The organism is Candidatus Brevundimonas phytovorans (assembly GCA_029203145.1).
GTDB lineage: Bacteria > Pseudomonadota > Alphaproteobacteria > Caulobacterales > Caulobacteraceae > Brevundimonas > Brevundimonas phytovorans.
In genome coordinates this window covers 812067-830279 of sequence record CP119309.1, presented here as the reverse complement: position 1 = coordinate 830279, position 18213 = coordinate 812067, and the positions used below count along the sequence as shown (strand labels likewise).

Sequence of the window (18213 nt, the reverse complement as noted above, 5' to 3'; positions counted from 1 at the left end):
GTGCGGGCTGACGACCCGCACCCCCGCCCCGCATCGACGCGAAAGCTCTGACCTCAGAACTTGCGGCCGACGCCCACCGACACGACCCAGGGATCAAGGCTGACGCTGCTCTTCAGCGCGCCGTTGTTGATCCTGGCGTCCGTGTCGAACCAGACCTTCTTGGCGTCGAGGTTCAGGGTCCACGGCCCCGACAGGTTCCAGTCGGCGCCGGCCTGCAAGGCCATGCCGAAGCCGTTGTCGAGATCGAACTCGAAGCCGTTTTTGTCCTTGCCGTCGAAGAAGGCCATGTAGCTGACGCCGGCGCCGACATAGGGGCTGATCGCGGCGTTCGGGGTCGGGCGGTATTGCAGCGTCACGATGGGGGGCAGGACCCAGGTCTCGTGCACGGCCACGTCGGTCGCCCCGCCCTTGGCGCGGACCTCATGCTGGGTGGCGCCGAGGATGGCCTCGACGGCCCAGTGGTCGGCGACGAAATAGGTGAAGCCCAGGGTCGGCATCCAGTCGTCGCTGACGTCGACTTTCAGACCGCTGTCGGCGCCGGCGGCGGTGACGATGGCGTCATCGGCCTGCGGCAGGACGCCGGTCATGCGGGCGGTGACGATCAGCGTGCCCTTGCCGACGGGCTCGGGGGCGGCGGTTTGGGCCGAGGCGGCGCCCGCCAGGGTCAGAACGCTGGCGGCGGCCAGAAGGGCGGCGGCGGTCTTCATCGGTATCAATCCCCGACAATCGCCGGATCGAGGGAGGGTCCGGCTTCGATGTCGAGAACACGGTCGCATGGAGGCTGAACCGACGCCTTGATCCAGCGCAAGTCTCAGGAAAGCCGCACGAAAAAGCCTCCCCGACCGAGGTCGGAGAGGCTGATGTCGTCAACGGGAAGGGTCAGGGTTCGGAGCGGCCCTCGTCCCCTTCGTCGAACAGTTGGAACTCGTGCCAGACGCCGTTCAGCACGCCGAACGCCACCGCCAGGCCGAGGCCCAGGATCCAGGCGAAATACCACATGAGACGATCTCCTTTCGCGGGATCAATAGAGGTCGGGGTTGGTCTTGAGGGCGGCGGTGCTGGTCCGGCCCCACAGCACCCGATAGACCCAGGCCGTGTAGAGCAGCACGATCGGCATGAAGACCACGACCACGATCAGCATGATGAACAGGGTCGTGTGGCTGGACGAGGCGTTCCACACCGTCAGGCTGGACTGCGGGTTGATCGAGCTGGGCAGGATGAAGGGGAACATCGACAGGCCGACGGTCGAGATGATCCCCACCGCCGAGGCCGAGGAGCCGCCGAACGCCAGGGCCGGCGACCGGCGCCACATGCCGATCAGGCCCGCCGCGGCGCCGAGGAAGCCCAGGACGGGAGCGATGACCATCCACGGATAGAGGCCGTAGTTGTCCAGCCAGGCGCCGGGCGCGGCCTCGACCGTGGTGCGCAGCGGGTTGGAGAAGCCCGCCGTGTCCAGGGCGCCGGTGATGCGGAAGCCGATGTCGCCGAAGGCGATGAACAGGCCGCCGACCGCGAACAGCACCAGGCTGAGCAGACCAGCGACGGTGCCAATGGCGCGGGCGCGGTGCAGCACCGGCCCCTGCTCGCCCTTGATCGACAGCCAGGCCGCGCCATGCAGCACCAGCATGCAGACCGACAGCAGGCCGCAGATCAGGGTGAAGGGCGAGAACAGGCCCAGCAGCGTGCCCTCGTAGAAGGAGCGCAGGTCGCTATCCAGACGGAAGGGCGCGCCCAGCAGGACGTTGCCGACGGCGACGCCGAACACCAGGGCCGGGACGAAGCTGCCGATGAACAGGCCCCAGTCCCACATGGAGCGCCAGCGCTTGTCGGGACGCTTGGACCGATACTTGAAGGACACCGGCCGCAGGATCAGCGCCGCCAGCACCAGGAACATGGCCAGGTAGAAGCCGGAGAAGCTGACGGCGTAGACGAAGGGCCAGGCGGCGAAGATCGCCGCGCCGCCGACGATGAACCAGACCTGGTTGCCTTCCCAGGTGGCGCCGACGGTGTTGATCACCATGCGGCGCTCTTCGTCGGTCTTGGCGACGAAGGGCAGCAGGGCGCCGACGCCCATGTCGAAGCCGTCCGTCAGGGCGAAGCCGATCAGCAGCACGCCCAGCAGTCCCCACCAGATCAGGCGGAGCGTGGTGTAGTCGAGGGGAAGTTCCATCTCTCTTGTTTCCTTGAACGACCGGGGTCAGGCGACCGCCGGTTCGCCTTCCGCCTGAGGGTCTTCGACGATGTCGTGCTGGTTGAAGGGGCCCTTCTTGATCGCGCGAAGGATCAGGCCGACCTCGATCACCGCCAAAGCGCCGTACAGGACGGTGAAGCCGATGATGGTGGTCCACAGCTGCGGCACGGTCAGGCTGGAGGCGCCCAGGAAGGTCGGCAGGACGCCTTCCACGGCCCAGGGCTGACGGCCCACCTCGGCCAGGACCCAACCCGACTCGATGGCGATCCACGGCAGGGGGATGGCCAGCACCGCCAGGCGCAGGAACCAGCGCGTCTCATGCTTGCGCAGGGTGCAAAGGACAAAGGCTGTGGCGAACAGGCCGATCATCAGGAAGCCGATGCCGGCCATGATGCGGAAGACCCAGAACATCAGCGGCACGTTCGGCACCGTATCCCAGGCCGCCTGCTTGATCTGCTCCGGCGTGGCCTGACGCGGATCGGCGACATAGCGCTTCAGCAGCAGGCCGTAGCCCAGGTCGTTGCGCACGGTTTCAAACTGAGCCCGCGCGGCCATGTCGGTGTGGTCCGCCTTGACCTTTTCCAGAGCGTCCACGGCGATGACGCCGCGTTCGATGCGGTCCTCGGCCACAGCGACCAGCTCCAGGATGCCAATCACCGGCTTGTCGATGCTGCGCGTCGAGATCAGACCCAGGACATAGGGAATCTTGACCTCGAAGTGGGTGTGGCGGTCTTCCATGCTGGGGATGCCGAAGGCGGTCAGGCCGGCGGGCGCCGGTTCCGTGCGCCACATAGCCTCCAGCGCGGCCAGCTTCATCTTCTGGTTGTCGGTCAGGGCGTAGCCCGACTCATCGCCCAGGACGACGACCGACAGCGACGACAGCAGGCCGAAGGCGGCGGCCACGGTCATCGACCGCTTGGCGAAGCCGACGTGCTTGCCCTTCAGCAGATAGAAGGCCGAGATGCCCAGAACGACCACGGCGGCGCAGACGTAACCGGCCGAAACGGTGTGGACGAACTTGGCCTGGGCCACCGGGTTGAAGATCACCGCCATGAAGTCCACGACTTCCATCCGCATGGTGTCGGGATTGAAGGCGGCGCCGACCGGGTTCTGCATCCAGCCGTTGGCGACCAGGATCCACAGAGCCGAGAGGTTGGTGCCGAGCGCCACCATGAAGGTGACGAACAGGTGCCCGACGCGCGGCAGCTTGTCCCAGCCGAAGAACATCAGGCCGACGAAGGTGGCTTCCAGGAAGAAGGCCATCAGCCCTTCGATGGCCAGCGGGGCCCCGAAGATGTCGCCGACGTAGTGCGAGTAGTAGGACCAGTTCATGCCGAACTGGAATTCCATGGTCAGGCCCGTGGCCACGCCCAGAACGAAGTTGATGCCGAACAGCACGCCCCAGAAGCGGGTGATGGTCCGCCAGATAGGCCGACGCGTCATCACATAGATGCTCTCCATGATGACCAGCATGAAGGAGAGGCCCAGGGTGAGGGGCACGAACAGAAAGTGGTATAGCGCCGTCAGTGCGAACTGAAGGCGTGACAGGTCTACGACCGCCAGGTCGATCATGGGCTCAGGCTCCTGACCGCCAGCCCCCATCGACCGGCGTTCTACTATAACCTAAAGCTTGCCTTCACGGCACGCCTTGATCCTGATCAAAGCCCGGAGGGGACGACTCGCTCTAGACGGCGTTTCGCCCAAGGCTGTTTCGTCACAAGGACGATCCGCCCAATGCGCCTTCGCGCTGGTTTATGTCTGTTCGCGCGGACGGAGCAGGAGAGACGATGACGGCCCAGCCGATCGATGCAGACGCCACGCCGGCCCGATGGCTGAAGGCGGCCCTGTCGCCGCGCAAGCGGATCATGGCCCTGGCCAGCGGCCTGGTGATCGCCGACGCGGCGCCCGCCGTGGGTCTGGCCGCCGGTCTGGCCCTGGCCGTCGGCGCCCTGCCCCAAGGAATCAGTCATGCCATCCCCGGCGCCCTGCTGGCGGTCGGGTCCCTGCTGGCGCGCGGCGTTCTGGCCCAGTGCGCCACGGTGGTCGGCGCCCGCGCGGCCCGCGCGGTCAAGGGCGACCTGCGCCGCCAGGTGCTGAGCGGCGCCTTCTCGGGCCGTCTGTCCGACGCCGAAGCCATGACCGCGACCGTCGAGGGGGTCGAGGCGCTGGACGGCCATGTCTCGCGCTTCCTGCCCGCCCGCATGGCGGCGGTCGTCACGCCCCTGCTGCTGATCGCCGCCGCCGCCGTGGTCAGCCCCTTCACCGCCGGCATTCTCCTCTTCACCTTGGCCCCCTTCGTCATCGGCATGGCCCTGACCGGCATGGCGGCGGGAGCCGAAAGCCGGCGGCAGTTTCAGGCGCTGGAACGGCTGTCCGGCCTGTTCCTCGACCGCATCCGCGCCCTGCCCGCCATCCTCGCCTTTCAGGCCGAAGCCCCGCAGACGGCGGTGATCGCCCGCGCCTCCGACACTCTGGCGCAGCGCACAGGCAAGGTGCTGAAGATCGCCTTCCTGTCCTCGGCGATTCTGGAGTTCTTTTCGGCTCTGGCCGTGGCCCTGGTCGCCGTCTATTGCGGCTTCAACCTGCTGAAGCTGCTGCCCTTCCCGGCGCCGGATCACCTGAGCCTGACACAGGCCTTCTTCCTTCTGGCCCTGGCGCCGGAAGTCTATGTGCCGATGCGCCGCCTGTCGGCCGCCTATCACGACCGGCAGGCCGCCGAGGCCGCAGCGCCCAGCCTGCGTCGACTGACCGAGACCGCAGAGGCGGCGCCCGCACGTCCGCCGGTCCCCGCCAGCGCCCCGGCCATCGCCTTTCGCGACGTCGCCATCGCCTATGAGGCGGGCGCGCCCGTCCTGAGCGGATTCAATCTGGAGATCGCACCCGGCGCGACGGTGGCCCTGCTGGGCGCCAGCGGATCGGGCAAGAGCAGCCTGCTGCACCTCTTCCTCGGGCTGTCGCCCTTGAGCGGCGGCGAGGTCGAGGTCGGCGCGGCCCGCCTGTCGGACCATCCCGAACTGACCGCCTGGATCGCCTGGGCTGGTCAGGCGCCGGTCGTGGCCCCCGGAACCCTGGCCGACAACATCGCCCTGGCCTGGCGCGCCGCCCCGCCCCACCGCGTCATGGAGGCCGCCGCCCGCGCGGGCTTTGCCGGCGACCTGAACCGCGTCATCGATGAACGCGGCGGCGGACTGTCGGGCGGCGAGCGACGGCGGCTGGGCCTGGCCCGCGCCTTCCTCAAGCCCGCGCCCATCCTGCTGCTGGACGAGCCTACCGCCAATCTGGACGCCGCGTCCGAGGCCGCCCTGCTGCCCGTCATCCGCGCCGCCGCCGAGGGGCGCACCACCTTGATCGCCACCCATTCCGAGGCCGTCGCCGCGTTGGCTGACGTGGTGGTGCGGCTGTGAGCGCCGCGAAGGCGAATGGCGTCGCCCGCCTCAAGGGTCTGATCCGGGCGCAGGAACGCCGTCAGGGGGGGCGCCTGCTGGCGGCTTCGGTCTGCGCGGCCCTGGTGTCCGCCGCCGCCGTCATGTTGCTGGGCGTGTCCGGCTGGTTCATCACCGCCTCGGCCCTGGCCGGACTGGCGGGGCCGCTGGTCGCCCACAGCTTCAACTTCATGGTGCCCAGCGCCCTGATCCGGTTTCTGGCGATTGCCAGAACCGGCGGACGGTACGGCGAGCGCATCACCGGCCATGACGCGGCGCTCAAGGCCCTGGCGGCGCTGCGTCCGCAACTGTTCGAGGGGGTCGCACGCGGCCCCGTGACCCGCGCCCTGACGCTGGCCGGGGGCGAGGCTTCGTCGCGGATGGTGCAGGACGTGGACGCCATCCAGAACCGCTTCGTGCGTCTGTCCGCGCCCTGGGGCGCCGCCGCCGGCCTGATCGCCGGTCTCGGCCTGGCCCTGCTGACCGGCTGGACGACCGCCCTGGTGATCGCCGGCGCCAGCGCCCTGGGCGTCGTCGCCGCCGCCCTGGTGGCGCGCGGCCTGGCCGAGCCCGCCGGCCGCGCGGTTCAGGCGGCGTCCGGCGCGTTGAAGACCGAGTTCGCCGCCCTGGCCGCCGCCGCGCCCGAGCTTCAGGCCTATGGCGTCAAGCCCTGGGCGATCGGGCGCCTGGCCGAAGGCGGGGCGCAGTTGGAGCGCGCGACCGAGCGTCTGGCGGCAGCCGGCGGTTGGATCATGCTGACCCAGTCAGGCGCGGTCGCCCTGGCGGTGCTGGGCGTGATGGCGACCGCGGGCGCGGCCTCTCCGCCCCTGATCGCCCTGGCCATCCTGGCCGCCGTCACCACAGCCGAGAGCGCCGGGGCCTTGCTGACCGCCTTCCGCCACCGTGGCGCGGTCAATGCGGCGGTGGAGCGACTGGGCGACTTGCTGGAGGCGCCTGCCTCGTCGCCTGCTACGGAAACCGTCTCGCCCGTCGCGCCGGTCGTCGGCCTGGGCGCAGACCTCTCGCTGACCCCGCCGATGCGTCTGGCCGTCACCGGCCCGTCGGGCGCGGGCAAGACCACCTTGATCGAGCGCTGGATGCACCTGCGCGCGCCCCTGCCTGGCGAGGCGACCCTGGGCGGCGTGGACGTCGCCCTCGTCTCGCCCGACGCCGCCCGCGCCCTGTTCGCCTATGCGCCGCAACAGGCCGTGCTGCTGGCCGGAACGGTGCGCGAGAACTTGCGGCTGGCCCGGCCCGGCGCCGACGACGAGGCCCTGTGGGCCGCGCTGGAAGACGCCGATCTGGCCGATCGCGTCCGCGCCGCGCCCGCTGGGCTGAACGCGCCGCTGGGCGAGAACGGGGCCCGGCTGTCGGGCGGCGAGCGTCGCCGCCTGGGTCTGGCCCGCGCCTATCTGCGCCCCGCGCCCTGGCTGGTGCTGGACGAGCCGACCGAGGGTCTGGACGCCGCCACGGAGGCGCGCGTGCTGGACCGGCTGGCCCGCCGTCTGGACCGCACCGGCCAGGGCCTGATCCTGGTCAGCCATCGCCCCGCGCCCCTGGCCCTGTGCGATCAAGGCGTATCGGTCATCGGCCTGTCGCCCTCCGGCGCGGTCCAGACGGCGCGGCGCGAGGCGCGGACGACAGCCTGAGGTTTCGCATGCCTTTGATCTCCATCAAGGCGAAGCCGTCCGCAAACGGCTTTGCTGGGATCAAAGGAGATACCTCATGCCCGCAGACGTCGTTCCCGCCATCGCCGCCATTGTCTCGGCCTTCCTGATCTTCATGGCCGTGCTCGGCTTCGTCTCCGTCTGGAGCAACATGGACGGCAAGCCCAAGGCCTGAGGGCGGATAGGGCATGAAAAAAGCGCGCATCCGCCAAGCGGGTGCGCGCTTTTCACATGATTGCTGAAGACCCGATCAGTGGGTGTCAGTCGGGCCGTTTTCCTGTCCAGGGATGATGGAGCGGAACAGCAGCTTGTCGATGCGGCGGTCGTCCATGTCGATGACCTCGACCTCGAACCGGCCCAGTTGAAGGATTTCGCCCTCCTGAGGCAGACGCGACAGATGGTGCAGCACCAGACCGGCGACCGTGTGGAAGCTCTCGTGCTCGCCGAAGTCCTCGCCCAGAACATCGCCCAGTTCATCCAGATCGGCCTGGCCGTCGACGGCCCAGGAACCGTCCTCGCGCTTGCGGATCGACTGGCCCAGTTCGTCGTGGCTTTCGTTGAAGTCGCCGGCGATCATTTCCAGCAGGTCGGTGGCCGTGACCACGCCTTCAAAGGCGCCGTATTCGTCGACGACGAAGGCCATGTGGACCTTGGAGCCCTTGAGGATCTCCAGCGCCTTCAGCACCGAGGTCGACTGCGGGATGAAGGCGGGCTCGGCCACAAGCTTCTCGATGTCGAAGGAGCCGTCGGTCAGCAGGCTGTCCAGCAGGTCCTTCTTGTGGACCACGCCCAGCGGGTTATCGACGTCGCTCTCGCGCGCGACGACGATGCGTGAATAGGGGCAGGTGCGGATTTCCTCGCGCAGCACTTCCTCGGTGTCGTCCAGGGCGATCCAGAAGACCTCGTGACGCGGCGTCATGGCCACGCGCACGGCGCGGTCGCCGAGACGCAGGATTTCCTCGATCATCACCTGTTCTTCAGGCTCGATCAGACCCGCGGACGTGCCCTCGGCCAGGATGCTCTCGACCTCCTCCTGAGTGACGTCCGAACCGTCACGGTCCTTGACGCCCATGACCTTGAGAATGCCCGAGGTCGAGGCGGTCAGCAGCAGGACGAAGGGCTTCATCAGCAGCGCCATGGTCGAGATCGGCGCCGCCATCTTGGAGGCGATGGTCTCGGGGAAGATCAGGGCCAGACGCTTGGGCACCAGTTCGCCGACGATCAGCGAGACATAGGTGATCAGCACGACCACCAGGGCCGTGGCGAAGAACTGCGAATAGGGGGCGAAGGCCGGGAAGGCGGCTTCCAGAATTCGGTCCAACTCGCCTGCGATGGTCGCCTGACCATAGGCGCCCGCCAGAATCCCGATCAGGGTGATGCCGACCTGAACCGCCGACAGGAACTGGGTCGGCTCCTCGGACAGCTTCAGAGCCGCTCGGGCCCCGCGGTCTCCGCGCTCGGCACGGCTTTGCAGCTTGGATTTACGCGATGAAACGACCGCAAGTTCGGTCATGGCGAAAAGGCCGTTCAGCACTACGAGCAGCAGCACGACGACGATAGCGATGGTCAACATCGAAAGGGGAGAAACCCGCGGCGCGGCGCGACAATCGGCGTCCGCGTGGCAATAGTAAGGCTGATCGCCCTGCCGCGCCAGTCATTCATGCGGCGGACGACCGCTTCAACCGGTTCGGCCCACGCCCACCGAGCCATAGACGCCCGAGGTCGGCGCCCCCGCGCCGTCCTGGACGGCCGCGCAGGCGCTCATGCCGATAAGGGTGCCGATGAAGAGACCCAGCCTGATCGCGCGTCGCATTTATAGTTACCCATTCCTTAACGTCGTGATGCAACGTCAGGCGGCGCGTCTCGTTCCCCGCCTTCAGGAAGGCTCAGGCCGCGCGGGCGTCCTGAGCCCAGGCCTCGGCGGCGGCCATGCCCTGCTCCAGGCCCCGCAGCAGGATTTCCAGCGTCACCGGCTTGGCCACCAGGGCGTCCGCCCCTGCCGTCATGGCGCGCTGATGGTGGACCTCGGTCGTATTGGCCGTCAGCATGATGATGGGAGTGCGCGGCGCGTGATGCGCCGCTTCGTGCGCCCGGATCAGATCAATGGCGGTCAGCCCATCCATGACCGGCATCTGCATGTCCATCAGGATCATGTCGAAGCCGCCCGTCAGAAAATGGTCTAGGCCCTGGCGGCCGTCGTCGGCGGTTACGATGTCAAAGCCGAGAGGCTCCAGCAGGCAGCGCACCACCATCTGATTGGCCTGATTATCCTCGACCAGCAGGATCTTCAGGGGCCCGGCGCCGACCTCGACGCCAGGGTCGGCGGGCGCGTCGGAGTGCGCGCTGAGCCGCTGAATCGGCAAGACGACGGTGAACAGGCTGCCCTTCCCCGGCGCCGAGCGCGCCGAGATCTCGCCGCCCATGAGCTCGGCCAGAGACCGGCAGATCGACAGCCCCAGCCCCGTTCCGCCGAACTCGCGCGAAATGGTGTCGTCGGCCTGGACGAAGGGATTGAACAGCCGCTCCGCCGCCTCGGAATCGAAGCCGATCCCCGTATCCTGGACCTCGATCCGCAGGCGATCGCCGTCGGCGCCCGCCGTCACATCCACGCGCACCTCGACGGTCCCCGCCGGCGTGAACTTGACCGCGTTGGAGACAAGGTTGGACACGATCTGGCTGATCCGCACCCCGTCGCCGAGAACGCGCCCCTGGGCCGCGTCCGAAAAGACCGCCGACAGGGCCACGTCGCGGGCCTCGGCCGTCGCGCGCCGCATCTCGACGACGGCGGCGATGTCGGCGCGCAGATCGAAGGGCGCCGGGGCGAGACGGAACTGGCCCGCCTGCATCTTGGACAGGTCCAGCATGTCGTCCAGCACCCGACGCAGGGAATCCCCGGCGCCGGTGATCAGCGACAGCATCTGGGTCTGGCGGTCGGTCAGCGAGGTGTGGGCGAGAGCCGAGGCCAGCCCCAGGACGGCGTTGAGCGGCGTGCGGACCTCGTGGCTGATGTTGGCGAAGAAGCGATCGCGCACCTGGGCGGCGCGCCGCGTCTCCTCCTGGGCGATCTCCAGCGCCTTCAACGCCCAGACGTGGTCCGAGACCTCGAAGCGGATGGCGGTATAGGTCTCGGGTCGGCCGTCGGCGTCCAGGTTCGGCACGATGGTCGTGTCGACCCAGTAGATGTCGCCGTTCTTCTTGCGGTTCTGGATCGTGCCGCGCCACACCGCGCCGCTGGCGATGGTGCGATACAGGGACTGGAAGAAAGCGCGCGGGTGGTGGCCGGAATTGACCAGCCTGTGGTTCTGGCCGACCAGCTCAGCATAGCTGTAGCCGCTGACCTCGGCGAACTTCTGATTGCAGTAGAGAATCTGGCCCGCGCGATCGGTGATGGCCACGATCGCCGCTTCGTCCAGCGCTACGGACAGGCCCGCGCGACGCGGCCAATCGATCTCAGTCATGACGATCCCTTTTCACCGGGGAGCCATGCGCCGATTTGAACGCCGCTTCGTTAATATCGTTGTTTTTCAGGGACTTTTGAGATCCCCAAGGATCTGATCCAGCAACTCCGGCCAGACCGCCGCCGACCCGGCCACCGGGCGGCCCAATCCCTGAATGCAGAAACGGCCCCCGGATTGCTCCGAGGGCCGCTCTGTTACGCTTTACGCTTGGCCTACCGCCCTTGCGGGCTGCGTGAGGCCGGTACGCTTACTGTTCGGGTCCGAAGACCCGGATCGATCGCTTAGGCGATGATCTTGGCGACGACGCCGGCGCCGACGGTGCGGCCGCCTTCACGGATGGCGAAGCGCAGGCCCTGATCCATGGCGATCGGGGTGATCAGTTCGACGCTCAGCTCGGCGTTGTCGCCGGGCATGATCATCTCGACGCCTTCCTTCAGGTGAACGATGCCGGTCACGTCCGTCGTGCGGAAGTAGAACTGCGGGCGATAGTTCGTGAAGAACGGCGTGTGACGGCCGCCTTCTTCCTTCGTCAGGATGTAGGCTTCGGCCATGAACTTGGTGTGCGGGGTGATCGAACCCGGCTTGCACAGCACCTGGCCGCGCTCGACGTCTTCACGCTTGGTGCCGCGCAGCAGCACGCCCACGTTGTCGCCGGCTTGACCCTGGTCCAGCAGCTTGCGGAACATTTCGACGCCCGTGCAGGTCGTCTTCTGAACCGGACGGATGCCGACGATTTCGACTTCTTCGCCGACCTTGACGATGCCCTTTTCAACGCGACCCGTGACCACGGTGCCGCGGCCCGAGATCGAGAAGACGTCTTCGACCGGCATCAGGAAGGGCAGGTCAACCGGACGTTCCGGCTGCGGGATGTAGGCGTCGACCGTTTCCATCAGCTTCAGCACTTGCTGCTCGCCGATTTCCGGGTTCACGCCGTCGGTCGCGGCCTTGGCCGAACCCATCGTCACCGGGATGTCGTCGCCCGGGAACTGGTAGGACGAGAGCAGCTCGCGCACTTCCATTTCCACCAGCTCGAGCAGCTCGGCGTCGTCGACCAGGTCGACCTTGTTCATGAAGACCACCAGGGCCGGCACGCCGACCTGACGGGCCAGCAGGATGTGCTCGCGCGTCTGCGGCATCGGACCGTCAGCGGCCGAAACCACCAGGATCGCGCCGTCCATCTGAGCCGCGCCCGTGATCATGTTCTTCACGTAGTCGGCGTGGCCGGGGCAGTCGACGTGCGCGTAGTGACGGTTGGCCGTCTCATACTCGACGTGAGCCGTGTTGATCGTGATGCCGCGGGCTTTTTCTTCCGGGGCGGCGTCGATGTCGGCGTAGTTCATCGCCTTCGCGCCACCGGCCTTCGCCAGCGTCATCGTGATCGCAGCCGTCAACGTCGTCTTGCCGTGGTCAACGTGACCAATCGTGCCGATGTTGCAGTGCGGCTTGGTGCGTTCGAACTTTTCCTTGGCCATGGCCAAACTCCTGTGGCCCGGGTCCAAAGCGGAGGGGCGCTTCTGCTCAGTTCAAAAATCTGGAGCGGGTAGACGGGATCGAACCGACATCCTCAGCTTGGAAGGCTGCTGCACTACCATTGTGCTATACCCGCGCGAAGAATGCGTTGCCCCAACCCCGTGAGAGGCCGGCGTTTCCGCACCCGATTCCTTTTCTGGGTTCCCGTCCTCTCGGCCTCGAAAAATGCGCGTGGTGGGGGAAGAAGGACTCGAACCTTCGAAGCTTTCGCAGGGGATTTACAGTCCCCCCCCTTTGCCACTCGGGACATTCCCCCAGCGCGCATTTTCAAAACCGGTCTGGATACGCAACTCTACGATCTTTCGATCATTTTTGTCGCGAAAGCCTTCGTGTCCGGCGACGCCTGTAATAGAGGAAGCGCCTGACCCGAAGCCCTAGGGCCCAAATCGGAGGCCGTCTTATAGTGTCGTCATTTTCAGAACGCAACGACCGGAAACCCGGTAAAAAGCAGTCTTTCCACAAACGCGTGGAAAGTCGGCCCGAGAAAGGTTGGTCGCCTGTCCCAACAGGCCGTTCCGGGGGCGATTCAGCCCCCAAGGGCCCGCGCGGCAAGGCGGAATCGGATAATTTTGTCTGGGGCCGCCATCCCGTTTTGGCCGCCTTGGCCAATCCGGCCCGCCGCGGAATGGGCCGTTTGATGGTCACAGAGGACCGAGCCGCTGAAATCGAACGGGAAAATCTGGCGAATGGCCACCGAATCGAGGTGATTGATTCGACCGCCCTGGCCCGGATGCTGCCCGCCGGCGCCGTCCACCAGGGCATGGTCTTCAAGGTTCAGCCGCTGGAAGGCGTCTCGCTGGAAGACATCGCCGAAGACCCGCAGGGCGTCATCGTCCTGCTGGACCAGTTGACCGACACCCAGAACGTCGGGGCCATCTTCCGCTCGGCCCTGGCCTTCGGCGCCAAGGGAATCGTCGTTCAGGACCGGCATTCGCCCGCCCTGGCCGGCGCCCTGGCCAAGGCGGCGGCCGGCGCGACCGAGCGCCTGCCCTGCGCCCGCGTGACGAATCTGAGTCGCGCCCTGGAAAAGCTGGCCGATCTGGGCTGGCGCGCCGTCGGTCTGGATGGTTCGGCCGAGCTGACGCTGGAACAGGCGCTGGATTCGCGCCCGACCGTTCTGGTCATGGGGTCCGAAGGCGACGGCGTGCGCCGTCTGGTCGCCGAGCATTGCGACGTCATGGCCAAGATCCCCATGCCCGGCGGCTTCGAAAGCCTGAACGTGTCGAACGCAGCGGCCATCGCCCTGTATGAAGTCGCCCGCGCCCAGAGCGCCGGCTGACCCTCGCCACTCCCGCCGGCCGAGGGTCGGCGGGAGTGTGACTTTGCCGCTGCGACGTCTTGGCGCAGCTTTCCCCGGGGCCTAAGAAACCGGGATGGAATTCCTCTCAGACCCCCACCTCCTCAGTCAGGCCACCGCCCTCGGCAAGGTCCTGATGATCGACCTGGTCCTGGCCGGCGACAACGCCGTGGCCGTAGGCCTGGCCGCCGCCGCCCTGCCCCAGGAACAGCGCCGCAAGGCCATTCTGGTCGGTCTGGCCGCCGCCGTCGTCATGCGCATCGGCCTGGCCCTGATCACCGTCCAGCTTCTGGCTATTGTCGGTCTGCTGCTGGCCGGCGGTTTCCTGCTGCTGTGGGTGTGCTGGAAGATGTGGCGCGAGCTGCGCGAACAGGCGACCCACGATCAGGCCGAAGCCGAGGCCGAGATCGAGCGCGCCCTGGCCATCGAACACGGCGGCGGGCCATCCCCTGAGGAACTGGGCCTGAAGCGCAAGACCTTCGGCGCGGCCCTGATCCAGATCATGATCGCCGACCTGACCATGAGCCTGGACAATGTGCTGGCGGTCGCCGGCGCCAGCCACGACCACCCCTGGATCATGGTCTTCGGCCTGATTCTATCGATCGCCCTGATGGGTCTGGCCGCCAGCTTCATCGCCAAGCTGCTGAACCGCTATCGCTGGATCGCCTATATCGGCCTGGCCATCGTCCTCTATGTCGCCCTGCACATGGTCTGGGACGGCGGGCGCTCAGTCATCGTGCGCACCGGCCACGCGGATGAGTTCAACGCCTCGGTGCCGCCGAGCTTCCTCACCATCAGCCCCGAGGAACAGGCCAAGCACATGAAACACGCCAGCGTGGGCAGCAAGGACGCCACCCCCGCCGGCCTGCCCGGCGCGCGGGAACAGCGAACGACGCCGCCCGTCGAGGCCGCGCCCGCCGACTAGCCAGACAGCAAAAAGGCCCGGAGCGATCCGGGCCTTTTCTTTTGGACGTCATGGCGCTGGATCCTCGGGTCAAGCCCGAGGATGACGGCGGTGGGGACCTACCCCTCGGCGCCGCCGAAGCGTTCGGTCCATTCGGCGACCTGGGCGTCTTCGATCTTGGCGAACAGGACGGCGGGCGCGGCCACCGTCTGACCGGCGGGCACCAGGGTCAGCAGATCGGCGTCAGCCTGCGGCCACGACAGGTCCGTCGCGCCGACGGTGGCGCCGATGCGCTCGGCGCTGCCGGGCATGATGGGCACGGTGATGCGGGCGAACAGGGCGACCAGCGACAGGCCGGTGCGGACGACCACGGCGGCGCGCTCGCGGTCGGTCTTCAGCGCCGTCCAGGGGGCGGATTCCTGCAGATACTCGTTGCCCAGCACCCAGAGAGCGCGCGCGGCCTGAGCCGCCTTGCGGAACTCCATGGCCTCGAACTCGGCGGTCAGGGTTTCCAGACCGGCCTTGATGTCGGCGGCCAGCTTGACCTCCAGCGGACCGGCCTCGCCGCCCTCGGGCACGACGCCGTCGAACTTGGATTCCGTGAACTTGACGATGCGGTTGACGAAGTTGCCCAGGACGTCGGCCAGGTCCTTGTTCGTCGCCGACTGGAACTGCTCCCAGGTGAAGGCCGCGTCGGAATGCTCCGGGCCATAGGCCGTCAGGTGCCAGCGCCAGTAGTCGGCAGGCAGCAGCTCCAGCGCCTGATCCATGAAGACGCCGCGGCCCATGCTGGTCGAGAACTTGCCGCCGTACCAATTCAGCCAGTTGAAGGCCTTCAGCTGATCGACCGTCTTCCACGGTTCGCCCGAGCCCAGGATGGTGGCGGGGAAGCTGACGGTGTGGAAGGCCACATTGTCCTTGCCCATGAACTGGACGTAGCGGACGTCGTCCGCGCCCTCGTCCAGACGCCACCACGAGCGCCAGTTTCCGCCCGTCGCTTCCGCCCATTCCTCGGTCGCGCCGATATATTCGATGGGGGCGTCGAACCAGACGTAGAAGACCTTGCCCTCCATGCCCGGACGCGGGCCGCCGTCGGGACCGACGACCGGCACGCCCCATTTCAGGTCGCGGGTGATGCCGCGATCGATCAGGCCCTCGTCCAGATGCTTGTAGGCGATGGAGCGGGCCAGCGGCTGCCAGCCTTCCGAGCGGGCGTCGACCCAGGCGCGGACGTCGTCGGCCACCTTGGTCTGCAGGAGGTAGAGGTGGCGGGTGTCGCGGACCTCCAGATTGCGGCTGCCCGAGACCGAGGAATAGGGATTGATCAGATCCATCGGGTCCAGCAGGCGGCCGCAATTGTCGCACTGGTCGCCGCGCGCCTTTTCATAGGCGCAGTGCGGACAGGTGCCCTCGACATAGCGGTCGGGCAGGAAGCGGGCGTCGTCGATCGAGTAGATCATCCGGTCGACGCGCTCCTCGATCAGGCCGCGCTCTTCCAGCACCTTGGCGAAGTGCTGGGTCAGGCGGGTGTTCGGGGCGTTGGAGCTGCGACCAAAGATGTCGAACGACAGGCTGAAGGCGTCGGCGGCGCGGCGCTGAACCTGATGCTGCTCGTCGCAATAGGTGCGGACGTCCTGACCGGCGGCGGCGGCGGCCAACTCGGCCGGGGTGCCGTGCTCGTCGGTGGCGCAGACATAGAGGACATCGTGGCCGCGCCCGCGCATGAACCGCGCCCAGACGTCGGCGGGCAACATGGACCCGGCCAGATTCCCAAGGTGCTTGATGCCGTTGATGTAGGGCAGCGCCGAGGTGATGAGGATGCGGGCCATGGTCGTCCAGTCTGCGGGAGGAAGCAGACGGATATAGAGGGCCGTTACGCCCGCGTCACCCCGCCGTCATGCCTCAGGCCGGCAGCCGCCTGGCGATCCGCACGAAGCGCCCGGTCAGCAGCGCGCCCGAGATCAGGCTGGCCACGATGACCGACCAGACCAGACCATCCACGCCGATCCGGTGCGCCAGCCACCAGCCCAGCGGGATCATGATGACGCCGTAGGAGAAGATGTGCATCAGCGTCGGCCAGACCACGTCGCCCGCCGCGCGGTTGGCCTGGGCCGCGACGACCTGCTGGGCGTCGGCGACGAAGAACAGCGTCGCCAGCACCAGGGCCGGGGCCGCGATGGCCAGGATGGCCGGGTCGGTCGTATAGGCGCCGACCACCAGGGGCGCGGTCAGCCACAGGCCGATGGCGATGATGAAGGCGAGCACCGTCACCACGCCGATGCCGGCAAGGCCCCCGCGCATGACCCCGGCCCGATCGCCGCCGCCGTAGCTGCGGCCCACCAGGACGGCGGTCGCGGACGACAGGCCCATGGGCACCATGAAGACGATGGCGGAGACGTTGATGACGACCGCCCAGCTGGCGGTCTCGGCGGCGCCCAGCTGACCGGCGAAGACGGTCATGGCGGCGAAGGCCCCGACCTCGATGAAGTTGGACGACCCGGCGCCGACGCCGACCTTGACCTGTTCGCGCTCGACGGCCTTGTCGCGCTTGGGCTTGTTGAACAGGCCCCAGGCCTTGGCCTCGGGCAGGCGCAGGATGAAGATGACGAGGAAGACGGCCAGCGCCGTGCGCGCGCCGAAGGTGGCCCAGGCCGAGGCCTGGGCGCCGTGCAGACCGAGGCCCAGAATGTCCGGCACCAGCAGCAGGTTCAGACCCAGGTTGACCGCATTGGCCACCCACATGGCGACCATGCCGGCCTTGGGCCGATGCAGGCCCTCAAGGAAGAATTGCGCGGCGACCGAGATCAGATAGGCGGGCATGGACAAGGCGAAGATGATCAGCACGGGCGAGGCGCCCTCACCCAGCCCGTCTTCCAGACCCATGTGCTTCAGGCCCAGCGGCCCCAACAGGATCAGGGCGATCATGGAGACGACGCCGATCTGAAGCGCATAGACGGTTCCGCGACGCAGCACCGCGCCGACCTCGTCCTTGCGGCCCTCGCCCAGCAGGCGGGCGGTCATGACCTGGACCCCCATCATCAGGCCGACCGCCGTGGTCAGCACGACCGACGACGGCGCCCAGGCCAGAGAGTGGAAGGCCAGCTCGCGGCTGGCGTAGTGGCCGACGACGATGGCGTCGGTCAGGCCCATGGTCATGATGCCCAGACGCGCCAGCACGACCGGCCAGGCCAGCTTCAGCAGCTCGGACAGGGTTTCGCGGGTCTTGAAGCTGAACAGGGCGTTGGTCATGGGAGCCGGGACAGGCCACGACGGCGAGCAAAGGTCAACACTTGCGGCCTAAAGCCACGAAAGGGTCACCAAGCGCCCAGTTCGCGCAGCTCTCGCGCCAGGTCGTCGGGCAGGTCCGTCGCCTCGGCCACGGACAGGTCCGGCGGCGCGTCCTTGGGCTCGAAATAGCGCCAACCCTGGAAAGGTCGCCGGGCGAGAGGCGCGGTGCGGATGACCTGGCTGTCCAGCTTGATCTCGCAGCGGCTGTCCTTGCCCTCGCCGACGGTCGTGATGTCGAGGATGCGCTGACGGCAGGTCACGGAACCCTTCATCACCCAGTAGAGCGAGCCGCCGTCCTCGATCTCGGCAGCGCGCTTGGGCGTCATGCGGGTGTGGACGATGCGCCAATCGGAACGGGCGGCGTTCGCTTCCAGCGTCTCGACCTCGGACACGCCGACGCAGAGTTTGATCATGTGAAGGGGCATGGGCGTGCAGATAGTCTCTTGGCCGGATCGG

At 67.6% G+C, this 18213-nt stretch carries 15 protein-coding genes and 2 tRNA genes; 4 read left to right on the top strand and 13 right to left on the bottom strand.

All coding sequences use genetic code 11. From position 1 onward, the window contains the following. Positions 1 to 53: 53 nt before the first annotated feature. The 4 genes from P0Y52_03940 to P0Y52_03925 all read right to left on the bottom strand — a co-directional run bounded on the left by P0Y52_03940 (position 54) and on the right by P0Y52_03925 (position 3760). Positions 54 to 707 carry an outer membrane beta-barrel protein gene (locus P0Y52_03940; protein WEK58690.1) on the bottom strand — a complete coding sequence of 218 codons (654 nt, stop codon included), beginning with the start codon at positions 705 to 707 and terminating at the stop codon, positions 54 to 56. A 172-nt stretch (positions 708 to 879) separates the two neighbouring features. Continuing rightward, positions 880 to 999 (bottom strand): cytochrome bd-I oxidase subunit CydX, encoded by a 120-nt coding sequence (cydX, locus tag P0Y52_03935; protein ID WEK58689.1) that lies wholly within the window; start codon positions 997 to 999, stop codon positions 880 to 882. A gap of 22 nt (positions 1000 to 1021) precedes the next feature. Beyond that, positions 1022 to 2170 (bottom strand): cytochrome d ubiquinol oxidase subunit II, encoded by a 1149-nt coding sequence (gene cydB, locus P0Y52_03930; GenBank protein WEK58688.1) that lies wholly within the window; start codon positions 2168 to 2170, stop codon positions 1022 to 1024. 27 nt (positions 2171 to 2197) lie between these two features. Next, a complete protein-coding gene (locus P0Y52_03925; protein WEK59442.1) occupies positions 2198 to 3760 on the bottom strand; it encodes a cytochrome ubiquinol oxidase subunit I in 1563 nt (520 codons plus the stop codon). Positions 3761 to 3978: 218 nt separating this feature from the next. On the opposite strand from P0Y52_03925, the gene cydD reads away from it, so the two are divergent. Continuing rightward, positions 3979 to 5595 carry a thiol reductant ABC exporter subunit CydD gene (gene cydD, locus P0Y52_03920; GenBank protein ID WEK58687.1) on the top strand — a complete coding sequence of 539 codons (1617 nt, stop codon included), beginning with the start codon at positions 3979 to 3981 and terminating at the stop codon, positions 5593 to 5595. Then, positions 5592 to 7262 (top strand): ATP-binding cassette domain-containing protein, encoded by a 1671-nt coding sequence (locus tag P0Y52_03915; protein WEK58686.1) that lies wholly within the window; start codon positions 5592 to 5594, stop codon positions 7260 to 7262. Before cydD ends, P0Y52_03915 begins: the two co-directional genes overlap by 4 nt. A gap of 268 nt (positions 7263 to 7530) precedes the next feature. Here P0Y52_03915 and P0Y52_03910 read toward each other — a convergent pair whose 3' ends face one another. From P0Y52_03910 to P0Y52_03885, 6 genes are all read right to left on the bottom strand, one after another. Further along, positions 7531 to 8853 carry a hemolysin family protein gene (locus P0Y52_03910; protein ID WEK58685.1) on the bottom strand — a complete coding sequence of 441 codons (1323 nt, stop codon included), beginning with the start codon at positions 8851 to 8853 and terminating at the stop codon, positions 7531 to 7533. Positions 8854 to 8958: 105 nt separating this feature from the next. After that, positions 8959 to 9093, bottom strand: coding sequence for a hypothetical protein (locus tag P0Y52_03905; protein WEK58684.1), 135 nt, complete (start codon positions 9091 to 9093; stop codon positions 8959 to 8961). 73 nt (positions 9094 to 9166) lie between these two features. Continuing rightward, the gene (locus tag P0Y52_03900; GenBank protein ID WEK58683.1) at positions 9167 to 10738 is read right to left on the bottom strand and encodes an ATP-binding protein; all 1572 of its coding nucleotides are present in this window, start codon (positions 10736 to 10738) and stop codon (positions 9167 to 9169) included. Positions 10739 to 11019: 281 nt separating this feature from the next. After that, complete coding sequence (gene tuf / locus P0Y52_03895; protein WEK58682.1) at positions 11020 to 12210, bottom strand: elongation factor Tu; 1191 nt, start codon at positions 12208 to 12210, stop codon at positions 11020 to 11022. 60 nt (positions 12211 to 12270) lie between these two features. After that, positions 12271 to 12344 (bottom strand) — tRNA-Gly (locus tag P0Y52_03890). 96 nt (positions 12345 to 12440) lie between these two features. After that, a tRNA-Tyr gene (locus P0Y52_03885) sits at positions 12441 to 12524 on the bottom strand. Positions 12525 to 12734: 210 nt separating this feature from the next. On the opposite strand from P0Y52_03885, the gene rlmB reads away from it, so the two are divergent. Further along, positions 12735 to 13547: a 23S rRNA (guanosine(2251)-2'-O)-methyltransferase RlmB gene (rlmB, locus tag P0Y52_03880; GenBank protein ID WEK58681.1), complete on the top strand. Its 813-nt coding sequence runs from the start codon at positions 12735 to 12737 to the stop codon at positions 13545 to 13547. Between the two features lie 94 nt (positions 13548 to 13641). Beyond that, the gene (locus P0Y52_03875; protein WEK58680.1) at positions 13642 to 14490 is read left to right on the top strand and encodes a TerC family protein; all 849 of its coding nucleotides are present in this window, start codon (positions 13642 to 13644) and stop codon (positions 14488 to 14490) included. A 98-nt stretch (positions 14491 to 14588) separates the two neighbouring features. On the opposite strand, the gene metG is transcribed toward P0Y52_03875, so the two are convergent. From metG to P0Y52_03860, 3 genes are all read right to left on the bottom strand, one after another. After that, positions 14589 to 16298: a methionine--tRNA ligase gene (metG, locus tag P0Y52_03870; protein ID WEK58679.1), complete on the bottom strand. Its 1710-nt coding sequence runs from the start codon at positions 16296 to 16298 to the stop codon at positions 14589 to 14591. Positions 16299 to 16371: 73 nt separating this feature from the next. Further along, the gene (locus tag P0Y52_03865; protein ID WEK58678.1) at positions 16372 to 17718 is read right to left on the bottom strand and encodes an MATE family efflux transporter; all 1347 of its coding nucleotides are present in this window, start codon (positions 17716 to 17718) and stop codon (positions 16372 to 16374) included. Positions 17719 to 17783: 65 nt separating this feature from the next. Continuing rightward, entirely contained in the window at positions 17784 to 18182 is a 399-nt protein-coding gene (locus P0Y52_03860; protein WEK58677.1) for a DUF1489 domain-containing protein, read from the bottom strand. Between the last annotated feature and the right edge of the window lie 31 nt (positions 18183 to 18213).